18 protein-coding genes are annotated in these 24121 nt (G+C 73.6%); 5 read left to right on the plus strand and 13 right to left on the minus strand.

Annotated elements, in window-relative coordinates:
* Nucleotides 1–9: 9 nt before the first annotated feature.
* Entirely contained in the window at nt 10–738 is a 729-nt protein-coding gene (locus tag AB0I29_RS03365) for an NAD(P)-binding domain-containing protein (RefSeq protein ID WP_285103784.1), read from the minus strand.
* Here AB0I29_RS03365 and AB0I29_RS03370 point away from each other — a divergent pair.
* A complete protein-coding gene (locus tag AB0I29_RS03370; protein WP_285103783.1) occupies nt 737–1342 on the plus strand; it encodes a TetR family transcriptional regulator C-terminal domain-containing protein in 606 nt (201 codons plus the stop codon). The genes AB0I29_RS03365 and AB0I29_RS03370 overlap by 2 nt on opposite strands.
* A gap of 10 nt (nt 1343–1352) precedes the next feature.
* On the opposite strand, the gene AB0I29_RS03375 is transcribed toward AB0I29_RS03370, so the two are convergent.
* From AB0I29_RS03375 to AB0I29_RS03425, 11 genes are all read right to left on the minus strand, one after another.
* Nucleotides 1353–2450, minus strand: coding sequence for a Gfo/Idh/MocA family oxidoreductase (locus AB0I29_RS03375; protein WP_285103781.1), 1098 nt, complete (start codon nt 2448–2450; stop codon nt 1353–1355).
* Nucleotides 2447–3508 (minus strand): sugar phosphate isomerase/epimerase, encoded by a 1062-nt coding sequence (locus AB0I29_RS03380; RefSeq protein ID WP_357478045.1) that lies wholly within the window; start codon nt 3506–3508, stop codon nt 2447–2449. Before AB0I29_RS03380 ends, AB0I29_RS03375 begins: the two co-directional genes overlap by 4 nt.
* Entirely contained in the window at nt 3505–4194 is a 690-nt protein-coding gene (locus tag AB0I29_RS03385) for a hypothetical protein (RefSeq protein ID WP_285103780.1), read from the minus strand. Before AB0I29_RS03385 ends, AB0I29_RS03380 begins: the two co-directional genes overlap by 4 nt.
* Before the next feature lie 128 nt (nt 4195–4322).
* Complete coding sequence (locus AB0I29_RS03390) at nt 4323–7025, minus strand: LuxR C-terminal-related transcriptional regulator (RefSeq protein WP_357478048.1); 2703 nt, start codon at nt 7023–7025, stop codon at nt 4323–4325.
* 87 nt (nt 7026–7112) lie between these two features.
* Nucleotides 7113–7916, minus strand: coding sequence for a hypothetical protein (locus tag AB0I29_RS03395; protein ID WP_357478051.1), 804 nt, complete (start codon nt 7914–7916; stop codon nt 7113–7115).
* Nucleotides 7913–10024, minus strand: coding sequence for an alpha-galactosidase (locus AB0I29_RS03400; protein ID WP_357478054.1), 2112 nt, complete (start codon nt 10022–10024; stop codon nt 7913–7915). The genes AB0I29_RS03395 and AB0I29_RS03400 overlap by 4 nt, the downstream gene beginning before the upstream one ends.
* Entirely contained in the window at nt 10021–10920 is a 900-nt protein-coding gene (locus AB0I29_RS03405) for a carbohydrate ABC transporter permease (RefSeq protein ID WP_285103773.1), read from the minus strand. The genes AB0I29_RS03400 and AB0I29_RS03405 overlap by 4 nt, the downstream gene beginning before the upstream one ends.
* A 1-nt stretch (nt 10921) precedes the next feature.
* Complete coding sequence (locus tag AB0I29_RS03410; RefSeq protein ID WP_285103772.1) at nt 10922–11830, minus strand: sugar ABC transporter permease; 909 nt, start codon at nt 11828–11830, stop codon at nt 10922–10924.
* Nucleotides 11827–13116, minus strand: coding sequence for an ABC transporter substrate-binding protein (locus AB0I29_RS03415; RefSeq protein WP_285103771.1), 1290 nt, complete (start codon nt 13114–13116; stop codon nt 11827–11829). Before AB0I29_RS03415 ends, AB0I29_RS03410 begins: the two co-directional genes overlap by 4 nt.
* Nucleotides 13117–13161: 45 nt before the next feature.
* Nucleotides 13162–14451 (minus strand): cellulase-like family protein, encoded by a 1290-nt coding sequence (locus tag AB0I29_RS03420; RefSeq protein ID WP_357478059.1) that lies wholly within the window; start codon nt 14449–14451, stop codon nt 13162–13164.
* Nucleotides 14448–17867, minus strand: a complete 3420-nt coding sequence (locus AB0I29_RS03425; protein WP_357478062.1) for a DUF5107 domain-containing protein — start codon at nt 17865–17867, stop codon at nt 14448–14450. The genes AB0I29_RS03420 and AB0I29_RS03425 overlap by 4 nt, the downstream gene beginning before the upstream one ends.
* 131 nt (nt 17868–17998) lie before the next feature.
* Here AB0I29_RS03425 and AB0I29_RS03430 point away from each other — a divergent pair, with 131 nt between their 5' ends.
* Both AB0I29_RS03430 and AB0I29_RS03435 read left to right on the plus strand, forming a co-directional pair.
* Nucleotides 17999–18886 carry an AraC family transcriptional regulator gene (locus tag AB0I29_RS03430; protein WP_285103767.1) on the plus strand — a complete coding sequence of 296 codons (888 nt, stop codon included), beginning with the start codon at nt 17999–18001 and terminating at the stop codon, nt 18884–18886.
* A gap of 128 nt (nt 18887–19014) precedes the next feature.
* Nucleotides 19015–21108, plus strand: a complete 2094-nt coding sequence (locus AB0I29_RS03435; protein ID WP_357478065.1) for an NPCBM/NEW2 domain-containing protein — start codon at nt 19015–19017, stop codon at nt 21106–21108.
* 63 nt (nt 21109–21171) lie between these two features.
* On the opposite strand, the gene AB0I29_RS03440 is transcribed toward AB0I29_RS03435, so the two are convergent.
* Nucleotides 21172–22038: a LysR family transcriptional regulator gene (locus AB0I29_RS03440; protein WP_357478068.1), complete on the minus strand. Its 867-nt coding sequence runs from the start codon at nt 22036–22038 to the stop codon at nt 21172–21174.
* 117 nt (nt 22039–22155) lie between these two features.
* Between AB0I29_RS03440 and AB0I29_RS03445 the strand changes: the two genes are divergently transcribed.
* Both AB0I29_RS03445 and AB0I29_RS03450 read left to right on the plus strand, forming a co-directional pair.
* A complete protein-coding gene (locus AB0I29_RS03445) occupies nt 22156–23022 on the plus strand; it encodes an aldo/keto reductase (protein WP_357478071.1) in 867 nt (288 codons plus the stop codon).
* Between the two features lie 54 nt (nt 23023–23076).
* A complete protein-coding gene (locus AB0I29_RS03450) occupies nt 23077–24009 on the plus strand; it encodes an aldo/keto reductase (protein ID WP_285103759.1) in 933 nt (310 codons plus the stop codon).
* Nucleotides 24010–24121 lie beyond the last annotated feature (112 nt).

Below are 24121 nucleotides of genomic sequence, written 5' to 3' on the forward strand. Positions count from 1 at the left end.
GGAACGAGGTCAGAGGACGCGCTGCGCCTTGGCCAGGTTCTCCTTGAGCTCCTCGGCGTTCTGGCGGGGGCCGTAGGCGGGCCGGTCGCGCTCCACGCGCCAGGACTCGCTGAGCGGGCCGGCGCTGACGGTGTCGAAGCCCGCCGCGTCGTAGAAGGCGGTGACCAGCTCGACGGCCTCCGGGTAGTCGCTCGCCGTGGCCAGTGCCCGGCGGTTCTCCGTGCCGGCCGGAGTGCCGTCGGTGGTGATCGTGGCGGCCACGATGTGGTTGAACGCCTTGGCGACCTTCGAGGTCGGCAGGTGCTCCTGGAGCAGGCCCGAGACGGTCGCCTCACCACGGTCGAGCGCCTCGACGTGGCCGTCGCGCTCCCAGTAGTAGTTGTTGGTGTCGAGCACGATCTTCCCGGCCAGCGGCTCCACCGGGAGGTCGCGGTAGGCCTTCAGCGGCACGGAGACGACGGCGACGTCGGCGGCCTCGGCCGCCTCCTTCGCCGTGGCCGCCCGGGCCTTCGGGCCCAGCTCCGCGACCAGGTCCGCGAGGGTCTCGGGACCGCGCGAGTTGGCGATCACCACCTCGTTGCCCTGCGCGATCGCCAGGCGGGCGACCTGGCTGCCGATGTGTCCTGCTCCGATGATGCCGAAGGTAGTCATACGGTCGGCAACTCCGGGACCCGGCGCCGCATTCCACCCGCTCCCGCCCAGGGATTTCCTGGCGGCCGTTCGTACGATGACCCCCATGGTGAACGGCGACGCGGGAGCCCAGGCACGGTCGTACCGGAGGGCCCCGGAACGGCGCGCCCAGATCCTCACGAGCGCGATCGCCGTCTTCGCCGAGCGCGGCGTGGGCGCGTCGCTGCGGGCCATCGGCGAGGCGATCGGCGTCTCGCACGCCGCGCTGCGCTACTACTTCGCCCACCGCGACGAGCTGCTCGTCGAGGTCTACCGGGCGCACGAGGCCCGGGCCGCGGAGCCGTCCCCGACCGAGGAGGTCTCGGCGGTCGCCCTCATGGAGCGCAGCGCCGTGCGGAACCGCTCGATCCCCGGCCTGGTCGAGCTGTACGCGACACTCACCACCGACGCGCTGCAGGCGCAGCAGCATCCCGAGACCCGCGAGTTCGTGCGGGCGCGGTTCCGGGGAGTCCGCGCCGACCTGGCCGAACGCGTCCGCGCCGGTCAGGCCTCCGGCGCGATCGCCGCCGACATCGACCCGGACGACGCCGCCGCGCTGGTCGCGGCCGCGTCCGACGGCCTCCAGCTCCAGTGGTTGCTGGACCCGGAGGCCGTGGACGTGCGGCGGTCGCTGGAGCTGCTGGAACGGCTGCTGCCGGGCGACCAGGGGTGACTGCCGGCCCCTACGCCGTCGCCTCCGCCGGGTCCCAGCCCTCCGGCAGCGGGGCGACCGGTGACACGGCCGACGTGATCTTCACGGGCTGCCCGGCCTCGGCCGCGTCGCGGATCCCGAGCAGGATGTCCAGGACGTGCGCCGCCACCGCCCCTGAGGCGCGTTCGGTGCCGCCGTCGCGGATCGAGCGCACCAGGTCGACGACGCCGGCCCCGCGCCCGAACGTTGGGCCGGACGCCGGGAGCGCCGTCGGCTCGTCGGAGCCGTAGCGCCACAGGGACGAGCCGCCGTCGAACCCGTTCGGGTCGGGCAGCACGATCGTGCCCTCGGTGCCGTTGACCTCGACGAACCCGCTGCGGGGCAGGGCGTGCTGGAACGAGAACGTCGACTGCGCCGACCGGCCCTCGCCGAACTCGATGATCGCGGCGTGGTGGGTCGGCACCTCGACGTCGAACACCTCGCCCGCCCGGGGGCCGCTCCCGATGGTGCGGGTCCGGCGGGAGGTGGAGGCCACCGCCTGGACCCGGGTCGCGGAGCCGAGCACGTGCACCAGCGTGGTCACGTAGTAGGGCCCCATGTCGAACAGCGGGCCGCCGCCGAGCGCGAACAGGAAGTCGGGGCTCGGGTGCCACGACTCCGGCCCGGGCACGTGGAACATCGTGGTGGCCGTCAGCGGCTCCCCGATGTCGCCGCGCGCGATCGCCCGCAGCGCCGTCTGGATGCCCGCGCCCAGCACCGTGTCCGGGGCGCACGCGACACGCAGGCCGCGTGCCTCGGCGTCCGCGAGCAGCGCGGCCGCGGCGTCCGCGTCGAGGGCGACCGGCTTCTCGCTCCACACGTGCTTGCCGGCGGCCAGGATCCGGTGCCCCACCTCGGTGTGCACCGCCGGGACGGTGAGGTTCACGACCACGTCCACGTCGTCCCGGGCCAGCAGCCCGTCCACGCTGCCCGACGCCGGCACTCCGTACTCCCGCGCCCGCTCCGCGGCGCGGTCGAGGTCGAGGTCCGCGACGAACCGCACCTCGACGTCGGGGAACCGGGTCAGGTTCTCCAGGTACTGGGTCGAGATGTTGCCGGCACCGATGATGCCGACGCCCGCCGCACTCATCGGTCGTGCTCCGACAGCCACGCCAGCGACTGCGCGATGCCCTCGAACACGTCCCCGCCGTACGCGTCGAACTCGATCACGCGGGTCGCTCCCGGGGCGGCCGCCAGGATCGCGGGCACGTCCACCTCGCCCGAGCCGGCCGGCTGCTGCCGGTCCACGTCGCCGTCCAGCGTGCCGTCCTTGACGTGGATCAGGCGCACCCGGTCCCCCAGGGCCGCGAGCAGCGCCGGGACGTCCGCTCCCCCGACGGCCGCCCAGTACGTGTCGACCTCCAGCACCACGTCGGGCGCCAGGTGCTCGACGAACACCTCCAGCGCATGCTGCTCGCCGAGGCGGGTGCCCAGCTCCCAGGCGTGGTTGTGGTACCCGAACTCCAGCCCTCGCTCGGCGGCGAGCTCCGCCAGCCCGTTCACGCGCTCCGCGAGCCGGGCCACCTGGTCGGCGGTCTGCCACCCCTCGGCGGGCAGGAACGGGTCGATCACGGTCGCCATCCCCAGGGCGACGGCCGCGTCGAGGATCGCCTCGGGGGTCTCGGCCGCGAGCACGGGCGCGTGGCCCGACGGCGCGGTCACGCCAGTCGCCGCGAACGCCCGCAGGTAGTCGTCGGTGCGCTCGTGGAAGGCATACGGCTCCACGTGCTTCAGGCCAATCTCGGCCAGGCGCGCCACGGCGCCGTCCAGGTCGTCAGCTACCGCCTCCCGGACCGAGTAGAGCTGTACGGAGGTCGTCGGCGTCGTAGTCGGCATGGAACTCCTTCGTTCGGCACGGCCTCTCCCCGGCCACCCCGTTGCGGCCGGCTCGCTGAGCACCGCGGTCGATCGTAGTGAAGAAATTCTTACAGTGGAAGATTTCACCGAGATCAACGTGGCGCCGAGGTCGCGCACCCTCGCGAGGTGGCCGTGCAGCGCGGCCTGGTCGGCCACCGACCCGCGCAGGGAGGTCGTGCCGTCGTCCTCGTGGACGAGGGCCATCCCGTCGAACCAGGCTGACCAGTGCTCGTCGAGGTGGCCCTCGACGCGGAGCTCGTAGCGGACGGGCGGGACGGGTGGTCGACTCATCGCGAACCCGCCGCGGTGAGGGGCGGATCGTCGGCACCGGCCGGCAGCGTGGTGATCCTGGTGCGCGTGGTGAGCCAGAGCGAGCAGCCGAGGCCGATCATGGCGACAGAGTTGGGAAAGGCCAGGAACCGGTAGAGGGCGTCGGGCAGGAAGGCGAGCGTGACGGTGAGGACGCTGGCGACGGCGAGGAGCGCGGCCGCCCATCGGGCGAGGACGCGTGCCCGGTACAGCGCGATGCCGAAGATGAGGCCGCCACCCAGGAAGGTGATGCCTGAGACGGTGAGCACGGTCTGCATCAGGCCGATGTCACCGGTGGCGCTGCCGTTGGTGGCTGCGGCGAGGACGTCGTTGACGTAGCCGGGGTCGGTCTCGGCGATGGAGGGCAGGACGTACGCGCTGACGAAGGCGACGCTCATGACGGTGAGGTAGCCGGCGCCGAAGACGAGGTACCCGAGCAGGCCCAGGAGACCGATCTGCTTCACCTGGCGCAGGTACATGCCGGTGATGCCGGCCAGGGCCAGGGCGGCCATCAGCACCTTCAGCGAGTTGCGTATGACCCACTCGGTGGTGGCGACCGCGTCGACGTCCGAGTGGGGGTGGTCGATCTGCACGCCGATGAAGATCAGCCCGGCGGCGACGGCGGCGACGGCGGCTGACCGGATGAGGGTGGAGTGGGTGATGGTCATGTCCGGTTCCTGTTCGAGTCGGTCCGCGGAGTGTGCCGCGGGGATGACTCGAACCTAGGAGCCGAGAGGGTGACCGGGCGTCACCACATGATGTGACCCACGTGGTGACACCGGGACATCGAGCGATCTCACAGCAGCCCGCGTTCGCGCGCGCGGAGTACGGCGACCGCCCGGGTCCGCGCGTCGAGCTTGGTGAAGATGCGCCTGGTGTGGGTTCGCAGGGTGTTGAGCGTGATGTAGAGCTCGCGGGCGATCTCCGGTCCGGTCAGCTCGCTGTCGAGCAGCCGGAGCACCTCGCGCTCGCGCCGGCTCAACGGATCCACCGGATCCTGGGGAGACCCGGCCGATCCGGTCGTCCGGGCGGGCTGGGTCCGCCGGAGTAGCCGCCGGGCCCGTCCTCGCACCGCTTCCCCGTGCTCCGCGCCCGCGACGGGACCGGTAGCGGTCGCCCTCCTGTCCAGCAGGGCTCTCATCGGCGCGCCCTCGTCCAGGTACAGCCGCACGTAGCTGTCCGGTTCGGGCGCCGCGCCCAGGGCGCGGCCCAGTGCGGCCAGTGCCGCGGGCAGGTTTCGGTCGGCGCGGTGGGCGAGGGCCTGCAGCACCCGGATCTCGAGCACGCTGCCGTCGCGCGCGGCGTCCGTGGCCGCGGCCTGCAGCCGGTCGAGCAACCCCAGCACCACCGTCGGGGACACCGCGCCGGGGCGGGCGTCGTGCTGGTCGTCGCCCTGCTGGGCGAGCAGGAGCCGCACCAGGGTCAGGTGCTCGTACTCCCGCAGGTGGTCCACGTCGTCACCGACGCCAACTCCCCGGTCCTCGGCCCAGCGGGCGGCTGACGCCAGGTCCCCTGCCGCGATCTCGACGCGGGTCTTCATCGCGGCGATCGGGCGCACGTCAGGGTAGAAGCCGGGCCGGTAGAGCGCCTCGGCCTGGTCGAGCAGGCGCAGCGCGGCGTCGAAGTCACCGCCAGCGGCGCGCACCTGCGACATCGCGACGAACCACCGGTGCCGGTTCTCGGTGATCGACGTCCGCTCGCCCAGGATCCGCGCGGTCTCGAGATGCTCCCTCGCGCTGGCCAGCTCGTCGGCCTCGCGGTCGAGCTCGGCCAGGGCGACATGCAGGTCGGCGGTGGCCCGCAGATACGGTTGCCCACTCCTGGTGGCCGTCCGCAGGGCCTGCTCGCACAGGCGGCGGGCACGACCGGGCCTGCCCGAGGCGACCCACATGTCGGCGAGCACCACCGTGCTGTCCAGCTCGTCCACGAGGTTTCCCGCTGCGTGCAGGCTGCGGACCGCGTCGGAGAACGTGGACAGCGCCTCCCCGACGTCGCCGGCCGCCCAGGCGGCCAGACCGAGAAACCCGCCGGCGGCTCCCCGGACGAAGTGGTCCTCGGGTCGAGCGAGATCCGCCGCGCGCCGGGCATGGCGCACGGTGCCCGCGACATCGCCACGCGCCTGGGCCAACGATGCGCGGTAGACCGCGACCGTCGCCGGGGCGGTCCGCAGATCATCCGTGTCCGCCCACGTCGCAGCGAGACCCTCGTCCGCGGCGCCGGCCGCCAGCGCCTCCTCGGCGTCGTCGAGCCGGCGCTCGGCCGAGCCGAGGTCTCCCGATATCATCAGCGACCAACCCGCGAGGATGCTCAGGGCGGGGCTGCGCCGGACCACGGACTCCGGCAGCGCCCGGACCCAGCCCAGCAGCAGGCCGTCCTGACGGGTGCGGCGCAGCTCCGGCAGCGCCTCCTCCATCAGGTGGGCGGCACGGTCGAAGTCCGCAGCGGCGAGCGCGTGCCGGACCGCGTCTTCCACGAGGCCGTGGGCGGCGAACCACTCACCGGCCCGCCGGTGCAGGATCGGCACCTCGTCCGGGGCCTCGGCGCGCAGGCGTGCGCGCAGCATGTCGGCGAAGAGATGGTGGTAGCGGTACCAGGAACGCTCGGCGTCGAGCGGTACCAGGAACAGGTTGCCGCGCTCCAGGTCCTCCAGCATCCTCGCGCCGTCGGTGCCGCAGGTGACGGCGTCGCACAGGGCCCCGGTGAGCCGGTCGAGCACGGCGGTGCCGAGCAGGAAGTCGCGGACCTGGACGGGTTGGCGGGCCAGCACCTCGTCGGCGAGATAGTCGATGACGAATCGGTTGCTGCCGGTGAACGCCTCGATGAACCCCGCGACGTCACCGCGCTCGGGTATGTCGCGCAAGGAGAGCGCGGCGAGCTGGAGCCCGACGATCCAGCCTTCGGTGCGTTCCTCCAGCGCGTCCACGTCGGCCTCGGCGAGGTCCAGCCCCATCACCCGGTTGAGGAAGTCCCGCGCCTCGGCTGCGGTGAAGCGCAGGTCGGCGGCACGGACCTCGGTCAGCTGCCCGCGACTGCGCAGCCGGGCCAGGGGCAGGGGCGGGTCGGAGCGGGTCGCCATCGCCACCGGCAGATGGTCCGGAAGGTGGTCGAGCAGGAATGTCACCGCCTCGTGAACCTCCCGGGACTCGATCAGGTGGTAGTCGTCGAGCGCGAGCACGAGAGTTCCGTCGACGCCGTCGAGGTCGTTGATCAGGCTCACCAGAACACCTGGAGAGACGGTGGCGCCGCCGGCCCGCAGGAGTGCGGCCGCATCGACACCCGCACGAGGTTCGACGACCTGGATCGCGCCGATCAAGAGGGCCAGGAAGCGCTGCAGGGCGCTGTCCTCGGCGTCGAGCGAGAGCCAGGCGACCCGACGGGTCTCGGCACGCCGGACGGTTCGCCACTGGTCGAGCCACTGGCTCAACAGGGTCGTCTTGCCGAAGCCAGGGGGCGCGGACACGAGGATCAGACGGGGCAGCGGGTCCGCTCCCAGCGGCATCCGGGCAGTGAGCCGCGGGCGAGGGACAAGGTGCCGCCGCGCCGTCGGTATGTGCAGCTTCGTGCCCAGGAGGGCCACCCCGTCAGCCTAGGGGACGTGTACCTCCAGCCACCAGGCGATCCGCCCGGCATCGCCCAGGCGGGCCAGCCGGTCCGGGGCGGCGCGGTCGAGGTTCGTCTCCGCCCCCAGCATCGGTTCGACGCCGACCGACCGGTACGGGCCGTCGTCCGGCCAGCCGCCGAGGTTGCGCCACACGACCAGCGACACCGGGGCGGCGTACCCCGGCCCGACGCCCCAGCGCAGCGACAGCCGGTCGGCGCCGTCCACGACGTCGAGCCGGTCGGTCGCCACCACCGCGCACCGGGCCGTCCCGTCGTCCGGGCCCAGGACGTCGAGCGGCACGCCCCTGCCGTCGGGCCAGGTGCTGGCCGTCGTCGCGCCCGGCTCCGGCCACTCGACCACGAGGGTGTCCGGGCGGCCGGGTACCTCGAGGCGCGCGTCCGGAGCGAGGTCGAGCAGCAGGTGCACCGCGTGCAGCAGGACCGCGCCGGGCGGGCCGTCGATCGTGTAGTCGGCGCGGACGGCGCCGTCGTGCGTGGCGAGGCGGCGGCTCAGGGTGAGGTCGCCGGCTCGGACCCGGGCCACGCCCGGCGCCTGACTGGTCCAGGGCTTGGACCACACCTCGCCGTGGTCGCTCGGGCCGCCGATCGTCGGGAGGCACTCCTCGCCGCCGCCCGCGTCGACGAACGGGTCGCCGGGGGCGACTCCCGCCCGGGCTGCCGCCGGCACCCGCGGGTTGCGCCAGAGCCATTCGCGCTCCGGCGTCGCCAGCGAGGTCCAGCGGCCGCCCAGGGCCGGGTCGGTGCGGACGGTGAGCGGCCGGGCGCTCACACCCGGTCCAGCAGCACGACGTCGCAGTCCTGCCAGGTCCACGCCACGTCCAGGCCGTCGGTCGCGAGCGCCGCGCCCGTCCGCAGCTCGTCCTCGCCCCGCACCCGGTACCGCGCGTCCGGGTCCAGGTCGCGCAGGCGCACGGTGAGACCCGCGCCCGGACGACGCCAGGCCAGCACCACCACGGTGTCCGGGCCCGTGTACTGCACCGCGCACGCCGGGCCGGCCGGGGCGCCGTGCCGCCGGACCCGCCCGGTGTGCACCACCGGACGCACGGTCCGGTACAGGTCCACGAACGACGCCACCCGCTCCCGGGTCGCGTCGTCCCAGGCCAGCAGGTCCGCGCCGATGCCGAGCACCCCGGCCATCGCGACCACGAACCGGAACTCCAGGCTCGCCGGGCCGTCCTCCCGGTCGGGGTCGAGCTGGTCGGGCAGGTCGGTCACCCACGAGCTCATGGTCCATGCGGGCAGCACGCCCAGGAACCCGTGCTGGATCGCCAGCCGGTCGCGCGGCCCCGTCTCGTCGCTGGGCCAGACCACGTCGGTGCGCGCGAGCACCGCGTGGTCGATCCGGCCGCCGCCGCCCGCGCACGCCTCGACGGTGACGTGCGGGAACTCGGCGCGCAGGGCGTCGAGCACGCGGTAGTAGGCCTGGGTGTGCCGCCAGGACCAGTCGTCCCCGCCCGGGGCGGTGCGCCCACCGTCGGCGATGGAGCGGTTCATGTCCCACTTGAGGTAGCTGATGTCGGTGTCGGTCAGCAGCCGGCGCAGCGTGCCGAGCACCCACTCCTCCACCTCGGGCCGGCCCAGGTCGAGCATGTACTGGTGGCGCAGCGTCTCCAGGGGACGCCCGTCCACGTGGTGCGCCCACTCCGGGTGCGCGCGGTACAGGTCGCTGTCCGGGCTCACGGCCTCCGGCTCGACCCACAGGCCGAACCGCATGCCGAGCCGCTTCACGCCCTCGGCCAGCGGCCCGAGACCGCCCGGGATCCGGTCGGTGTCGACCTCCCAGTCGCCCAGCGCGGCCCGGTCGGTGGTGCGCCCGCGGAACCAGCCGTCGTCGACCACGAAGACCTCTGCGCCCACCTGCGCCGCGGCCTCGGCGAGGCGGAGCTGGTGCTCCACGCGGACGTCGAACGTCGTCGCGAACCACGAGTTGTAGACCACGGGCCGGTGCTCGGGGCCGCGCGTGCGGGCCAGGGTCGCCTCGTAGTCGTGCCAGGCCTGCGCCAGGTCGTCGGCGTCGCCCTCGACCCGCACCCCGGCCAGCACGGGCGTGGTCAGCCCGGTGCCCGGCGTCAGCGTGAGGATGCCCGACTCGTCGTCCGGGCCGGCGGAGACGCGGACGTGGTCGGCGAAGGGGACGGCGTCGAGCGCCATGCGCCACGAGCCGCTGTACGCGAGCGCGACGCCGAAGCGGACGGCCCCGTCCGTTCCGGCCGGGTGGACGCCCCCGTCCGTTCCGGCGGAGCGGACCACCCCGCCCGTTCCGGCGGGCACCACCATCACGACCGGCGCGTACGTGTGCGACGTGATGCCCTGCCGGCTGCCGATGCTCAGCGTGCCCGCCCCGAGCGACGCCTCGAACGGCGTGAACTCCCGCGACCACGCACCGCCCAGCAGGTCCACACGCGCGCCGCCGGGAGCGGGGACGGCGAAGGCCCCGCCCCAACCGCGCAGCACCTCGACGGTCTGCGCCGAGCGGTTGTCCAGCCGAGCCCACTTCTCCACGACGTCGTGGTCCGGGTGGGTCCGGATGTGCAGGGTCACGCCCAGGCCGAGCACGTCGTCGGCGAGCGGACACTCCAGGTGCGTGCCGCCGTCGTCGTCCCGCGTGAGCGTGACCTCGCCGGAGACGGCCAGGCGCGCCCCGCGGACGCCGTCCGCGCGCCGCACCACCAGCTCGGCGCCGTGCACGTTGCGGGTGCCCAGCGCCGTGGCCTCCAGCGGGAGCAGGTCGAGGTCCGCCTCGAAGGACGACGTCGCCGCCACGGGCGGCACCGCCCCGTCGGCGTCCGGCCCCCAGCCGACGGCGACCAGCCCCGCCCCGCGCGGCGCGAGCCCCACGACGTACTGACCCGACCGGGTCGGAAGAATCCAGGTCACTTGTTGGCTCCTACGAGAAGTCCGGACACGAACTGCTTCTGGAAGAGGAAGAACACGATCGCCGTCGGCACGGCCGCTATCAACGAGCCTGCCGCGACCACGTTCCAGGCGCTCGCGAACCCGCCCTGCAGGTTGAGCAGGGCGGCGGTGATCGGGAACTTGGCCTCGCTGCGCAGCACCGTCATCGCCCAGATCAGGTCGTTGAAGATCCAGGTCGTTGCCAGGGCCGCGAGCGCCGCCAGCGACGGCCGCGACAGGGGCAGCACGATGCGCCAGAAGATGCCGCCGGGGCCGGCGCCGTCGAGCCGCGCGGCCTCGAAGACCTCGCCCGGCAGGCCACGCATGAACCCGTGCAGCACGAACGTGTAGAAGCCGATGCCGAACCCGACCTGCACGATGACGAGCGCGGTGAGGGTGTCGGCGATGCCGACGGCGTCGGTGATGGACGCGACCGGCACGAGCAGGATCTGCGGCGGCAGGAGGTTGCCGGCGAGCATGGTGAGCAGGATGGTGCGGCGTCCGGGGATGTCGAACCGGCTCAGGGCGTACGCGGCGAAGGACGACAGCGCCAGGGAGAGGACCACCGCGCACGCGGTGACCAGCGCGCTGTTGCCGAGCGAGCGGAGCACGCCGCCCTCGGTCAGGGCGGTGGCGAAGCCGTCGAGGCTGAACGACGCCGGGAGGGCGCCGAGGCCGCGGCCGGCGATGTCGTCGTAGGAACGCACCGCGACGAACAGCACGAACACGATGGGGCTCAGCCACAGCAGCGTGACCGGGACCATCGCGACGTGCAGCCACGGCGAGCGGGCGGGGCGCGGCCGGCGGCGCCGGGCGGCGGGCCGGGTGCCGGCCGCCGTGGGAGCGCCGGTCGTGGCGGGTGGGGCGAGTGCTGACATGTCAGTCCTCCGTCCGGGCCTGGCGGGCGAGGTAGGTGATGATGAAGCCGATCGCCAGGGCGAAGATGACCACGGCGATGGCCGAGGCGTAGCCGAGGTTCCCCGTGGTGAAGGCCTGCTGGAACATGTAGGTGCTCAGCAGCTGGGTCTCGTTGTAGGGGCCGCCGCGGGTCATCGCCCAGACGATGTCGAAGGTGCGCAGCGAGTCGATGACGGTCACGGCGAAGACGACGGTGTTCACGCCGCGCAGCTGCGGCATGACGATGCGCCAGAACCGCTGCCAGGCGTTGGCGCCGTCCACGGCGGCGGCCTCCTCCAGCGTGCCGTCGGTGCCCTTGAGGCCGGCCAGGTAGAGCACCATGATGTAGCCGACCTGGCGCCAGACGGCGGCGATGAGCACGGCCCAGAGCGCGACGGCGGGGTCGGCGAGCCACTGGCGCTCCAGGGACTCCAGCCCGAGCAGGCCGAGCGTGCCGTTGATGGGCCCCTCCGGCGCGTACATGACGCGCCAGAAGAGGCCGCTGACGGCGAGCGAGACGACCATGGGCAGGTAGATGGCGCTGCGGTACAGCCCGACCAGGGGGCCGGGCTTGTTCAGGGTGACCGCGAGCACCAGGCCGCCCACCACGGACAGCCCGCCGAACCCGAGCACCCAGATCACGTTGTTGCGCAGGGCGGTCAGGAAGATCGGGTCGGCGGCCAGGTCGCGGAAGTTCTGCAGGCCCACGGGCTCGGCCAGGCCGATCCCGTCCCAGCGGGTCAGGGCGAGCGAGAACGAGTTGGCCGCCGGCCAGAACACCCAGAACAGCTCGACCACGAACGGGACCAGCAGGAACACCCAGACGAGCAGCGGGACGCGCGCGAACCGGTTCCGGCGGCGGGTCGGCGTGGTGGACGGCTGGGCGCTCACGACGCGAAGACCCCCTCGGCCGCCTTCTGCCACTCGTCGAGGGTCTTCTTCATGGAGCCCGGGTCGGCGAGGAACTTGGTCAGGGCGGTGTCGGCGGTGGCCTGGAGGGCGTCCGAGGAGTCGCGGTTGAAGAACTGCGTGATCTCCTCGGTCGTGTTCAGCAGCTCGATGCCCTTCTGCACCAGCGGGCTGAAGGACGACGTGTCGACGTCGGGCGAGGTGGGCAGGTTGGCCGACTTCGACTGCTCGATGAACTGCTGCTGCGACGTCGTCGAGGCGAGGTAGGCCAGCAGGTCGAGGGCGCCCTCGTGGTTGTCGCTGTTGGCGGACGCGAAGAACCCGTCGGTCGGTGCCTCCTCCGCCGTGGGCACGGAGTCGTTGATGACCGGCACGGAGAAGAAGTCGATGTCGTCGCGCTGGTCCTCGGGGAAGTACGTGGTGACGAACGTGCCGCTGAGGTACATCGCCGACTTGTCCTGCGCCACGGGGGTCGCGGCGTCCTGGGCGGTGTAGGAGGCCGCGTTCTTGTCGAAGTAGGGGATCAGCCGCTTGTACTCCTCCATGACGGCCACGACCTCGGGGTCGTTGAAGGCGTGCTCGCCCGCCAGCAGCTCGCGGTGGTACTGCGCCCCGTTGACCCGCAGGTTGAGGTAGTCGAACCAGCCGGACGCCATCCACGGCGTGGACGACAGGCCGTTGGTGAGCGGCACGATGCCCTGGCCGCTGAGGTTCTCGCACAGCGCGTGGAACTCGTCCCACGACGTCGGGGCCTCGACGCCCCACTTCTCGAACGCCGACTTCTTGTAGAAGACGCCCCACCAGTAGTAGCTCGTGGGCACGAAGATCTGCTTGCCCGACGCGTCGCTGGACAGGGCGCGCAGCGCGTCGGAGTAGCCGGCGCACGGGCCGTCGCCCTGCCACAGGGACGACACGTCGAGCAGCAGCCCCTCCTCGGCGTAGGACCGGGCCACGGACCCGGCGTACCAGCTCAGCACCTCGGGCGAGTCGCCGGAGCGCAGGTAGTTGGTGAGCTGGGCCCGGAACTGCTCGGTGGCCACCGAGTTCAGCGTGACCTCACCGTCGGGGAACGCCTTGACCAGTGCCTCCAGGGCGGCCTTCGGGTCGGCGTCCTGGATCGAGTTCTGCAGGGTGATCGCGCCGGTGCTCGCACCGCCGCCCCCGCCGCCGCCCGGCGTCGTCCCCACGCACGCGGCCAGCAGGCTCGCCGCACCCAGTGTCATACCGCCCGCGAGCAGCTCGCGGCGCGTGATCGTTCGCTTGGACATCCTTGTTCCTCCTCCGTGCGCCCTCGTTGGCGCACCTGGTACCGCTCAGATCACGGGCGCGGGTAGGTCCGCGCCCGAAAGGATCGCCGCACACTCCCGCTGCAGCGCGACATCGGACCACATCGGGTGCTGTGGTGCGGCATTCGAGCAGACGACGGCGCCCCAGGCGCCGAGCCGGCGCGCCTCCCGCAGCGCGTGCCGGCAGACCTCCGCCCCGACCGGGTCCTCCTCGAACCGGCCGTGCAGCGGGGTGTAGCCCACGTAGCCCTCGCCGAGGATCAGCGGGATGCCGCGGCTCGCGGCGACGTCCGCCGCCACCTCCAGCCACAGGGTCAGCTTCTGGAGCATCGCCAGGCGGTGCGTGCCCCACCGGTCGTACAGCCAGCGGTCCCACGCCTGCGGGTCGCACCAGTCGTGCACGTACAGCTCGGGCAGGGACATGATCGTGGCCCGCGTGCGCCACTCCTGGCCCGGCGGCACCGTCCAGGCGGCCAGGCCGGGCGCGTCGGGGCGCAGCAGCTCGCGGGCCCTCTCCTCGTCGAACGCCTCGACCGGGCCGCGCAGCCCGAACGTGTCCACCAGCTCCTGCAGCACGCCGTACACGTACGGGTGCACCACGAGGGCGTCGAGGTCGGCGGGCAGGGCGGTCAGCGCGCCGACGGGCACACCCGCGTAGTTCACGGTGACCGGCCGGCCGGGGTGCCGCTCGCGGAACCTGGCGATGCCGCGCTCCAGCCGGGGCGTCAGCGCGCGGACGGCGTCGTCGCCGCGGCCCACGCCCAGACCGTCGGCGAGGTAGCCGATCTGCACCTCGTTGTGGAGCTCGGTGAGCAGCAGGCGGTGGGCCAGGCCCTCCGCCTCCAGCAGGTCCACGAGGTCCGCGTGGGCGTCGGCCAGCACCTCCGCCCGCTCCTCGGGATCGACCGCGTGCAGCGCCTCGTACCAGTCCGGCGTCGCGGCGAACGACGGCGACTGCTGGTACTCCCACGACGACGCGATGACGCCGACTCCGTGCCGATCGGCCGCGCGGAACAGCTCCAGCAGGTGCGCCCGGGCGTCGATCGTCGTCTCGCGGCGCACGTCGTACCAGCGCGTGCGCTGCCCGAACTCGCCGCCGAGCGGTCCCAGGCCCAGCGCGGACGTGTCCAGGCCCGACCGGAACAGCAGGAACGGCATGGCGCAGATCCGGATGGTGTCGTAGCCGCGCTCCCGCGCCTCCGCGAACGCCCGGTCCAGGTCCTCGAACGGCTCGCCGGGGCCGGTGCGCGTGTACCAGGTGAAGTCCCACAGGGTCACCACGCGCGGGCGGTCCGGGGTCGTGAGCGGGGTGGTCATGCCGAGTGCTCCTTCGGGTCGGCGGTGGCGTGCAGCAGCGTGTCGCCGCGGCGCGCGACGGCGTGCCGCAGGTCGGCCGCGTGCCGCGACGCCGCCAGCTCCGGGCGGCGCAGCAGGGCCTCCGCCGTGGCGGTGTCGCCGGCCAGGAGGGCGAGCTGCGCGTCCAGGACGAGCACGCGCCGGTCGCGCGCCCGCAGCGGGTCCTCCTCGAACAGCAGCAGGTCCGGCAGCGAGGTGGCGAAGTAGTCCACGCGCGGCACCTCGACGGCGTACGTGTCGCGGTAGGCGCGCAGCGACGCCGTCAGCTCGTCGGCGCCAAGGCGGTCGCCCGTACGACGCAGGGCGAGGACCGTCCAGAAGGTCTGCTCACCGTGCTCCTGCGTGCTCATCTCCACGAAGTCGCCGCGCTGGGCGGCGGCGGTGCGCCAGGCGTCGTCTGCGCCTGTTCCGTCGCCGGCCGCCGCGAGCGCGTCGCCCAGGAGCAGGTGCAGGTTCGCCGTGCTGGCCAGGGGGTGGCGGGCCTCCCCCAGGGTCGGCGGCGGTGCGAGAGCGGCCCGCACGTGGCCGACGGCGTCCGCGGCCCTCCCCTCCGCGAGCGCGTCCAGCGCGCGGTGGGTGTGCGCGCGGTCCCAGGCCAGGAGCGCCTGGCCCTCGCCGCCCTCCCAGGGGTGCAGGCGGCGGCCGCCGAGGATCGCCTGGGCCTCGGCGGCCCGGCCCTCGGTGACCATGAGGTGCAGCGCCTCGACGGCGAGGTCGTCGCGGTCCAGGCTCGACGGTGCATGGTCATCACCCAGCAGCAGGGCGAGGCGGGCCGCCGGGGTCTCGCCCGTCAGCGCGGCGAGCTGGTCGCGCTCGTACCGCAGCCGGGCGTCGTCCGGCGCGACGGCGCACGCCCGCCCGTAGGCGTCGGCCGCGGCGGCCAGGTCGCGCTCGTGGTTGACGGCGGCCAGGCCGATGTTGCGCCAGGCCACGGCGTCGGACGGGTCGAGGGCGACGGCCGCCCGCCACAGGGCCAGGGCGTCCGCGCGGCGTCCGGCGGCGTAGGTCCAGTGGCCCAGCAGCGACCGGGAGCGGGCGTCGCCCGGGTCGGCGTCGGCCGCCTCGCGCAGCACGGCGGCGTCCGCGAGCCGGCCCGGGAAGCACCACGTGGCGTCCAGACCGCGGGCCCGGGCCCGCTCGGCGGCGGCCTCGTCGGCGCGGCCGGCCAGGCGCAGCACGTGCGCGCGGTGGTAGGCGAGCAGCGGCCGGACGGCGGTCTGCCCGGCCGCCCGGTGGTCCTCACGCGCCTCGGCCTCGTCCAGGCAGGCGAGGGCGGCGTCGTGCTCCCCCACCCCCGTGAGCTCGATCGCGACGTCGAGCAGGGTCTGGGCGTCGCCGCTCGCGGGCTGCCCGTCCAGGTGGCGCAGCCAGGCGTCGAGCGGGTCGAGAGCGCGGGCGGCGGTGAGGGTGGCCGCGGCGTCGGCGTGCCGGCGCAGCCGCCCGTGGCACACCACGGTCAGCGCGAGCGCCTGCAGGTGGTCCGGCTCGGTGCGGCGCACGTCGTCGAGCCGGGCCAGGGCGCTCGCGTAGCGTCCGGCCCGCGCGTCGAGCCGCGCCATCCGGTAGCCCGCGGGGGCGCGCCACGCCCGCGACCACGCGGCCTGCGCGTAGGCGTCGTAGGCGCCCGTGTCGTCGCCCAGCTCCTCGCGGACCAGGCCGAGCAGGTAGACCGCCGTGGTGTCGCGGGGGCTGCGGTGCAGTCGGGTCAGCCGCTCGACGGCGCGCTCCAGGTGGTCGCGCGCCTGCTCCGCGCCGCCCGCCACATAGGCGCGCCGGGCCAGGCCCACCAGGCTGTCCACGTGCCCCGGGTCCCGGTCCAGCGCCGCGCGCCAGTACGGCTCGGGCGAGCGCGTGGCGTGCCGGTACAGGTCCAGGTGCGCCGCGATGAGGGCCAGCTCCTCGACGGTGCCGACCTCGTCGGGCGCGGGCGGCTCCTCGGCGGGGTCGGGCTCGGGCTCGTTGCGGGGATCGGCGGCCGGGGCCTCCGTCCACGTGACCAGGACGCGGTCCCCGTGGGTCACCGTGACCGTGAGGGGGCCCGCTCCGGCGGGGACGGCGTGCGTCAGCAGGGCCGGGCGGGTCGGGTCCGCGGCGACGACGTCGGTGGTCAGCACCGCGCCGTCGGCCGACAGCTCGACCGTCACATCGTCCAGGGGGCGCGGTACGACGACGCCGACGCGCGCCGTCGTCGGGCCCGCGCCGTCGTCCCCGGAGCCCGACCGCTCCAGCCGCACCGCCGCGTCCAGCGTCGCCCGGTCCACCGGGCCCACGTCCCGGAACGGGTACCAGAACTGGGAGAAGACCTTGGTCTCGCCCGGGGCCAGGTAGGCGAAGTCGGGCTGGTTGTCGGTGAACACGCCGGCCATGAGCTCCACGTAGTGCGAGCCGTCGTCGGCCAGGTTGGCGTCCCAGGCGTGGCCGAACGGGGCGTTGCCCCAGGTCCACTGCTTCTTGCCGGGCGACAGGGCACGGTCGGCGACGTGCACGAACCCGAGCCGCGCCGCGTGGTCGTACCCGCCGAAGAACTCCTCGTCGCTCGCGAGGCACATGTACGACGTGGGCACCGGGATGTTGCGGTACCAGTCGAGGCGGTCGCCGCCCCGGTCCGCGAGCGCCGGGTAGTCGACGCCGTAGTAGGGGCGGTCGGCGTGCGGGAACGCGGTGATCGCGCGCCGCGCGTGGTCGGCCACGTAGGTCACGTCGTGCGGGAAGAAGGACTGGTAGTGGTCGTCCACCTTGGCCGCCACGTTGGCCCACCACAGGAACGACTGCGGCAGCTCGCTGCGGTTGTACAGCCGCACCGTCAGCTCCAGCACCGCGCTGTCGGGGCGCAGCCGCACGCCGTGCATGCCCTTCATCCGGGTGAACGGGTCGTGGTCGGAGCACCAGACCACGACGGCGCCGTCCGGCTCCTCCTCGATCTCGACGTCCACCGGCAGGTAGGTGGCCGGGCGGTGGTGCTGCGGCCAGTTGAGCTCCACGCCGCCCGCCACCCACGGTCCGGCCAGGCCCACCAGCGCCGGCTTGATCACCGGGTTGGTCCAGAAGAAGTCCCGGCCGCTGCCGCGCTCGCGGGCCACGTGGATGCGCCCGCCCAGCTCCGGCAGCACCACGACCCGCAGCCACTCGTTCTCCAGGTGCACCGCCTGCCAGTCGCGCGGGTGGGGCTCGTCGGCGATCTGGTGGTGGAACGGCAGGGGGTACACGCGGCCGGACGACCCCTGGTAGACGCGCCGGTCCAGGTAGGCCGGGAACCGGTCGGGCGGCAGGGGTTCGTAGGTGGTCAGGGTGAGCGGCGCCGCCCAGGCGGCCACGGCCCGGCCGGCCAGGTCGTCGGGCCGGGCGGGAAGGTCGAGCACGGACTCCACATCGAGCATGGGTCCGACGCTACGAACCTCCCGGGTGCCCCGGGAAGCGACGTATCGATGCACTTGCCTGGACGATCCGACGATTCCGGGCGCTGGGCGACCGGCTGACGCGGGCGGGCGGACGGCGCTACCCTCCAGGGGTGCGAATCCGTGACGGCTTCCCCGGGCAGCGCCTGCGCGTGCTGCCGACCACCGTGGTCCGCGCGACGTCGAAGGCGGGCCCCACCTCGCGCCTGCTGGTCACGGACGCGGGCTATTTTCCGCACGCCACGAACCACGGGCGGGTACGCCGGCAGGGCGCCGTCGGGACCATCGTCATCGTGTCCTCGGCCGGGCGCGGCTGGTGCCGCACGCCCGGCGGCCTGCACCGTATCGGCGCTGCTCAGGCGCTGGTCATCCCCGCGGGCGTGCCCCACGAGTACTGGGCGGACGACGACGACCCATGGACGATCTGGTGGATGCACGTCCGGGGCGACGACGCCGCCGAGTTCGAGCGGCACCTGGCCGGGCACGCGGGGCCGGACGACGTCGCCGTGGTCGAGGTGCACGACCTGGTCCGCGTCGTCGCCGACCTGGAACGCGTGGTCGACGCGCTGGAGACCGACGAGACCTACCCCAGCCTGCTGCGCTGCGCGGGCGCCGCGTGGTCGGTGCTCGCCCAGATCGGGGCCGACGCCGCCGCGGGCAGCCCGGTGCGCGGCGAACCGGTCCGGGCCGCGCAGGAGTACCTGCGCACCCACCTGGACGCCGTCGTCGAGGTGGCGGCGCTCGCCCGCCGGTTCGGGCTGAGCACGTCGCACTTCTCCGCACGCTTCCGGGCCGCGACCGGCGGCGGCGTGGTCGAGTACGTCAAGCGGCTGCGGATGGCCCGGGCGTGCGAGCTGCTGATCACCACGGAGCTGCCGGTCGCCGACATCGCGCGCTCGGTCGGCTACCCGGACCCGTTCTACTTCTCGCGCCAGTTCCGGAGCGTGCATTCCTGCAGCCCCACCGACTTTCGCCGGGGCATCCACGACCGCGAGCGCTGAGCGCGGCGTCGGATCGTCCAGGCAGGTGCGTCGTCCCCTGCATTCCGCCGGGCCGCCGGCGCGCGCTTTGCTGGGCGGGTTACTCCTTCGGCGCCCTGCCGAACCGACGACGACGTCAGGAGACCTGGATGTTCACCGTACGTTCCTGGGCGGCGCGCACCGGCGCCGCCCTCATCACGACAGCCCTGGCCGCCACGGGCCTGGCGGCGGGCGCCTCGGCGGCGCCGGCCGCGACCGGCGCCGGCCCCGCACCCGCCGGCGCCCAGGCGTCCCCCAGCCCCACGCCCTACCAGGGCTGGAACACCTACTTCGGCCTCGGCGGCGACTTCGGCGCCGAGGAGGTGCTGGACGTGGCCGACCACCTGGTCTCGTCCGGACTGGCCGACGCGGGCTACGACATCGTGTGGCTCGACGGCGGCTGGCAGGCCGACGTCCCGCGCGGCGAGGACGGACAGCTCCAGGGCGACGCCGAGCGGTTCCCCGACGGGATGGCGGCGCTGGCCGACGCGATCCACGACCGCGGCCTGCGCGCGGGGATCTACACCGATGCCGGCCCGTACATCCCCGGGTCGTGCGGCCTCGGCAGCGGCGGCGGGTACTACCAGACCGACGCCGACACCTTCGCCGAGTGGGGGTACGACGCGGTCAAGGTCGACTTCCTCTGCGGTATCGCCGCGGACCTGGACCCGCAGGAGGCGTTCACGGAGTTCGCGCAGGCGCTGCGGGACAACAGCTCCAGGCGCCAGATGATCTTCAACCTCTGCAACCCGGTCACGTCGCCCGACTGGGGCGACTACCCGGAGGAGCAGCAGTCCACCTGGTCCTGGACGTACGCCCCGGAGATCGCGGAGTCGTGGCGCACGTACACCGACGTCGGGTTCGTGGGCGACATCCGGTTCAAGGACGTGCTGCGCAACTTCGACGCCAACGCCCGGCACCCGGAGGTCGCCGGGCCGGGTCGCTACAACGACCCCGACTACCTCGCCCCCGGCCTGGGCATGTCCACCGAGGAGTTCCGCACCCAGATGTCCCTGTGGGCCGTCTCGGCGGCGCCCCTGCTCATCGGCAGCGACCCGCGCACGCTGGACCAGGAGTCGCTGGACATCCTGCTGGACGAGGACGTGCTGGCGATCGACCAGGACCCGCTCGTCGTCCAGGGCACCCGCGTCGGCGAGGCCGGGACCACCGAGACGTGGGCCCGACCGCTCGCGGACGGCTCGGTCGCCGTCGTGCTGCTGAACCGGGGCGACCGGCCCGCCGAGGTCGCGACCACCGCCCGTGACCTGGGCCTGCGGGGCCGGTCGTTCTCCGTGCTGGACACGTGGACGGACGCCCGCACGCAGTCCGCGGGCACCGTCCGTGCCGCCGTGCCGGCGCACGGCGCCGCGCTGCTGCGGGTCACGCCCACCCGGCACGACGGCGCCCCGCGCCTGGTCGCCGCCCCGCCCGCCTTCACGTCCGTGGGGGCCGACACCGTGGCGCCCACCACCGACCTGCTGGCCGCGGCCGGTGACCGGCTGACCACCGAGGTGACCCTGCACAACGACGGCAGCACGCCCGTCCGCGACCCGCGGGTCACGCTCACGGTCCCCGAGGGGTGGACGGCGCGCGCGCTCGGCGCCGCCCCGCGGGTGGTGCGACCCGGCGCCTCGGCGACGGTCGCGTTCGCCGTGTCGGTCCCGGCCGGGACGGGGACCGGCGGCTACGACGTCGCGGCGTCCGTCTCGTCCGGCTCCGGGCGGGTCACGACGCCGCCGTCGCGCGTGACGGTCGCGCCCGCGGTGCCGTCCGGCGGAGACGTCGTGCTCTCGCGGCACCCGTGGGTGAGCGCGAGCAGCGGCTGGATGGAGCCCACGGTCGACCAGAGCGTGGGCGGCGGCTCGCCGCTCACGGTGGCCGGCGTCGTGCACGGGACCGGGATCGGCGTCGCCACGCCGTCGCAGGTCCGGTACTACCTCGGCGGTGCGTGTACCGCGCTGACCGGGAGCGTCGGCATCGACGACGTCGTCGGCACGGTCGGCCCGGAGGGCGGCACGGCGACGTTCGACGTCGTCGGCGACGGGGAGACCCTCTGGAGCAGCGGCACGGTGGAGCGCGGCACGGCGACCGAGTTCGACCTGGACGTGACAGGTGTCCGCGACCTGTCGCTCCGCGTCGGCGACGCGGGCGACGGCGGCTACAACGACCGAGCCGACTGGCTCTCCCTGACCACCACCTGCTAACCCCTCGTTGAGTGCTGGATATTCGCCCTCTCGAACCGTTTCGAGAGGGCGAATATCCAGCACTCAACGATCGGGGTCGGTGAGGAGCTCCGTCAGGTGCGGGGCCGGGGAGTCCGCACGGTCCGGGGTCGTGACCAGCGAGACGACCCAGTCAGCCGCGCCGTCCGGCACGACCGGGACGGCGACCAGGCGGACGGCCTGGGGCTTGGCCGCGACGTGCCGCGGCACGAGCGCGACGCCGAGGCAGCGGTCGACCAGGTCGAGCAGCGTGTGCACGTCGTTGACGGTGAACCGCACCCGGCGCCGCACGCCCCGGGCGGCGAAGGCGTCGTCGTTCATCTGGCGCACCGCCCAGGACGGGTGGAAGTCGATGAAGCTCTCGCCTTCCAGGTCGGCCCGGTCCACGGCCGCGCGCGCCGCGAGCGGGTGGTCCGGCGGGCAGAGGAACACGACCGGCTCCTGCCCCAGGACGGTCCGCGGCAGCACGCCCAAGTGGTCGGCGGTGGCCACGAACGCGGCGTCCAGCTCGCCGTCGCGCACCCCCGCGAGGAGCTCGTGCGAGCCCGCCTGCTGGAACGCGATCTCCACGCGCGGGTAGCGCCGGTGGAAGCGTTCGAGCAGCGTAGCCACGTCGACGACGCCGAGGCACTGCTCCGAGCCGACCCGCAGCGTGCCCGCGAGCTCACGCGAGACCTGGACCACCGCATCGCGAGCTTCCGTCGCGGAGGAGAGCATGGAGCGGGCGAAGGGCAGCAGCGCCAGGCCCGCCTCGGTGGGCTCGACCCGTCGGGTGGTCCTGGTGAACAGCCTGGTGCCCAGCTCGACCTCGAGGTTACGGATGGCGGCGGACAGCCCGGACTGGGAGACGCCGGTGAGCTCGGCGGCCCGGGTGAACTGGCGCTCGTCCGCGAGGGCCACGAGGTATTCCATCTGACGCAGTTCCATTAAGAAACACCAGTTCTGGGAATGATGATGAGGAGTTGTTGGACTTCTAGGTTATCGCTTCCTAGTCTCTGGTCCGAACCCGTTGCGACACGAGGAGAAACCATGCAGCTCCGTTCCATCGGCGGCCGTTCCGTCTCTGCGATCGGCCTCGGCGGCATGCCGATGTCCATCGAGGGACGGCCCGACCGCGAGCGCTCCATCGCCACGATCCACGCCGCCCTCGACGCCGGCGTCACCCTGATCGACACCGCCGACGCCTACCACCAGTTCGCCGACGAGGTGGGGCACAACGAGGAGCTCATCGCCGAGGCCCTCCGGTCCTACGGCGGCGACACCTCCGGCGTGCTGGTCGCCACCAAGGGCGGGCACCTGCGGCCCGGGGACGGTTCCTGGACCAAGGACGGTCGCCCCGAGTACCTCAAGGAGGCCGCCAAGGCCTCGGCCAAGCGCCTCGGCGTCGAGGCCATCGGCCTGTACCAGTTCCACCGGCCGGACCCGGACGTGCCCTACGGCGACTCGGTGGGCGCGATCCGCGACCTGCTCGACGAGGGCGTCATCGAGCTGGCGGGCATCTCGAACGCGAACCCCGACCAGATCCGCGAGGCCAACGACATCCTCGGCGGCCGCCTCGTCTCCGTGCAGAACCAGTTCTCGCCGCGCTTCCGGTCCTCGCTGCCGGAGCTCGAGCTGTGCGCCGAGCTGGGGATCGCGTTCCTGCCGTGGAGCCCGCTCGGCGGCATCTCGCTGGCCCGCTCGGGCGAGCTGGGAGCCGAGTACTCGGCCTTCCAGGAGATCGCGGACGCCCACGGGGTCTCCCCGTTCCGCGTGACGCTGGCCTGGGAGCTCGCGCTGGCGCCCGTCGTCGTGCCGATCCCCGGGGCGTCGCGCCCGGAGAGCATCCGTGACTCGGCCCAGGCGCCCGAGCTGACGCTCACCGCCGACGAGGTCGCCCGCCTGTCGGCGGCCTGAGCCGGCCTCAGCCGGCCCGAGCCACCCCTAGCACCCACCACAGGAGAGAAACCCGTGAAGACCTTCACCCTGCCCGGCACGGACCTCACCGTCCCGAACGTCGTCCTGGGCCTCATGCGGATCCAGGAGAAGACGGACGAGGAGGTGCGCACCCTGGTCAAGACGGCCCGGGACGCCGGCATCTCGTTCTTCGACCACGCCGACGTCTACGGCTCGGCCCTGCACGGCTGCGAGACCCGGTTCGCCGAGGCCATGCAGCTCACGTCGTCCGAGCGCGAGCAGATCGTGCTGCAGACCAAGGCCGGCATCGTGCGCGAGGGACCGTACTTCGACTACTCGTACGAGCACCTCGTCGAGTCGGTCGAGGGCTCCCTGGAGGCGCTCGGCACCGACTACATCGACATCCTGCTCCTGCACCGCCCCGACGCCCTCGTCGAGCCCGACGAGGTGGCGCGGGCGTTCGACGACCTGTCGACGTCGGGCAAGGTGCGCGCGTTCGGCGTCTCGAACCACACGCCGGGCCAGATCGAGCTGCTGCGCAGGTCGGTGACGCAGCCGCTCGTGGCCAACCAGCTCCAGCTCTCGGTGACGCACGCGCCGCTCGTGGCGCAGGGCGTGGCCGCGAACATGCAGGGCCTGGACCAGTCGATCAGCCGCGACTCCGGCACGCTCGACTACTGCCGCCTGCACGACATCACCGTGCAGGCCTGGTCGCCGTTCCAGGCCGGGTTCTTCAACGGCGTGTTCCTCGGCTCGCCCGACTACCCCGAGCTGAACGCCGTGATCGACCGGCTGGCCACGAAGTACGACGTGCCGGCCATCGCGATCGCGACCGCCTGGATCACGCGCCACCCGGCGCAGATGCAGGTGGTGCTCGGCACCACCAACCCGGAGCGGGTGGCGGGCGCCGCCCTCGGGTCGGACGTGCCGCTGACGCGCGCCGAGTGGTACGAGATGTTCCGCACGGCGGGCTACACGGTGCCGTGACCCGCTGACGTGTCAGGCGCTCAGGTCACCCGGGTGACCTGAGCGCCGGAACCCGCTAAAGGGCGCCCGGTTGTGTGTGGGGGGCACAGAGATGGCCGGGGGAAGGAACACA

It is taken from the genome of Promicromonospora sp. NPDC050262 (assembly GCF_040655935.1).
In the GTDB taxonomy this organism is placed as follows: domain Bacteria; phylum Actinomycetota; class Actinomycetes; order Actinomycetales; family Cellulomonadaceae; genus Promicromonospora.

What these genes read in the sequence shown, in the direction of transcription:
- AB0I29_RS03435 (WP_357478065.1), top strand. Translation starts at nt 19,015, where the DNA reads ATGTTCACCGTACGTTCCTGGGCGGCGCGCACCGGCGCCGCCCTCATC.
- AB0I29_RS03420 (WP_357478059.1), bottom strand. Translation starts at nt 14,451, where the DNA reads ATGACCACCCCGCTCACGACCCCGGACCGCCCGCGCGTGGTGACCCTG.
- AB0I29_RS03375 (WP_285103781.1), bottom strand. Translation starts at nt 2,450, where the DNA reads ATGAGTGCGGCGGGCGTCGGCATCATCGGTGCCGGCAACATCTCGACC.
- AB0I29_RS03425 (WP_357478062.1), bottom strand. Translation starts at nt 17,867, where the DNA reads ATGCTCGATGTGGAGTCCGTGCTCGACCTTCCCGCCCGGCCCGACGAC.
- AB0I29_RS03385 (WP_285103780.1), bottom strand. Translation starts at nt 4,194, where the DNA reads ATGACCATCACCCACTCCACCCTCATCCGGTCAGCCGCCGTCGCCGCC.
- AB0I29_RS03380 (WP_357478045.1), bottom strand. Translation starts at nt 3,508, where the DNA reads ATGAGTCGACCACCCGTCCCGCCCGTCCGCTACGAGCTCCGCGTCGAG.
- AB0I29_RS03390 (WP_357478048.1), bottom strand. Translation starts at nt 7,025, where the DNA reads ATGCCGCTGGGAGCGGACCCGCTGCCCCGTCTGATCCTCGTGTCCGCG.
- AB0I29_RS03405 (WP_285103773.1), bottom strand. Translation starts at nt 10,920, where the DNA reads ATGTCAGCACTCGCCCCACCCGCCACGACCGGCGCTCCCACGGCGGCC.
- AB0I29_RS03370 (WP_285103783.1), top strand. Translation starts at nt 737, where the DNA reads ATGGTGAACGGCGACGCGGGAGCCCAGGCACGGTCGTACCGGAGGGCC.
- AB0I29_RS03415 (WP_285103771.1), bottom strand. Translation starts at nt 13,116, where the DNA reads ATGTCCAAGCGAACGATCACGCGCCGCGAGCTGCTCGCGGGCGGTATG.
- AB0I29_RS03445 (WP_357478071.1), top strand. Translation starts at nt 22,156, where the DNA reads ATGCAGCTCCGTTCCATCGGCGGCCGTTCCGTCTCTGCGATCGGCCTC.
- AB0I29_RS03440 (WP_357478068.1), bottom strand. Translation starts at nt 22,038, where the DNA reads ATGGAATACCTCGTGGCCCTCGCGGACGAGCGCCAGTTCACCCGGGCC.
- AB0I29_RS03365 (WP_285103784.1), bottom strand. Translation starts at nt 738, where the DNA reads ATGGGGGTCATCGTACGAACGGCCGCCAGGAAATCCCTGGGCGGGAGC.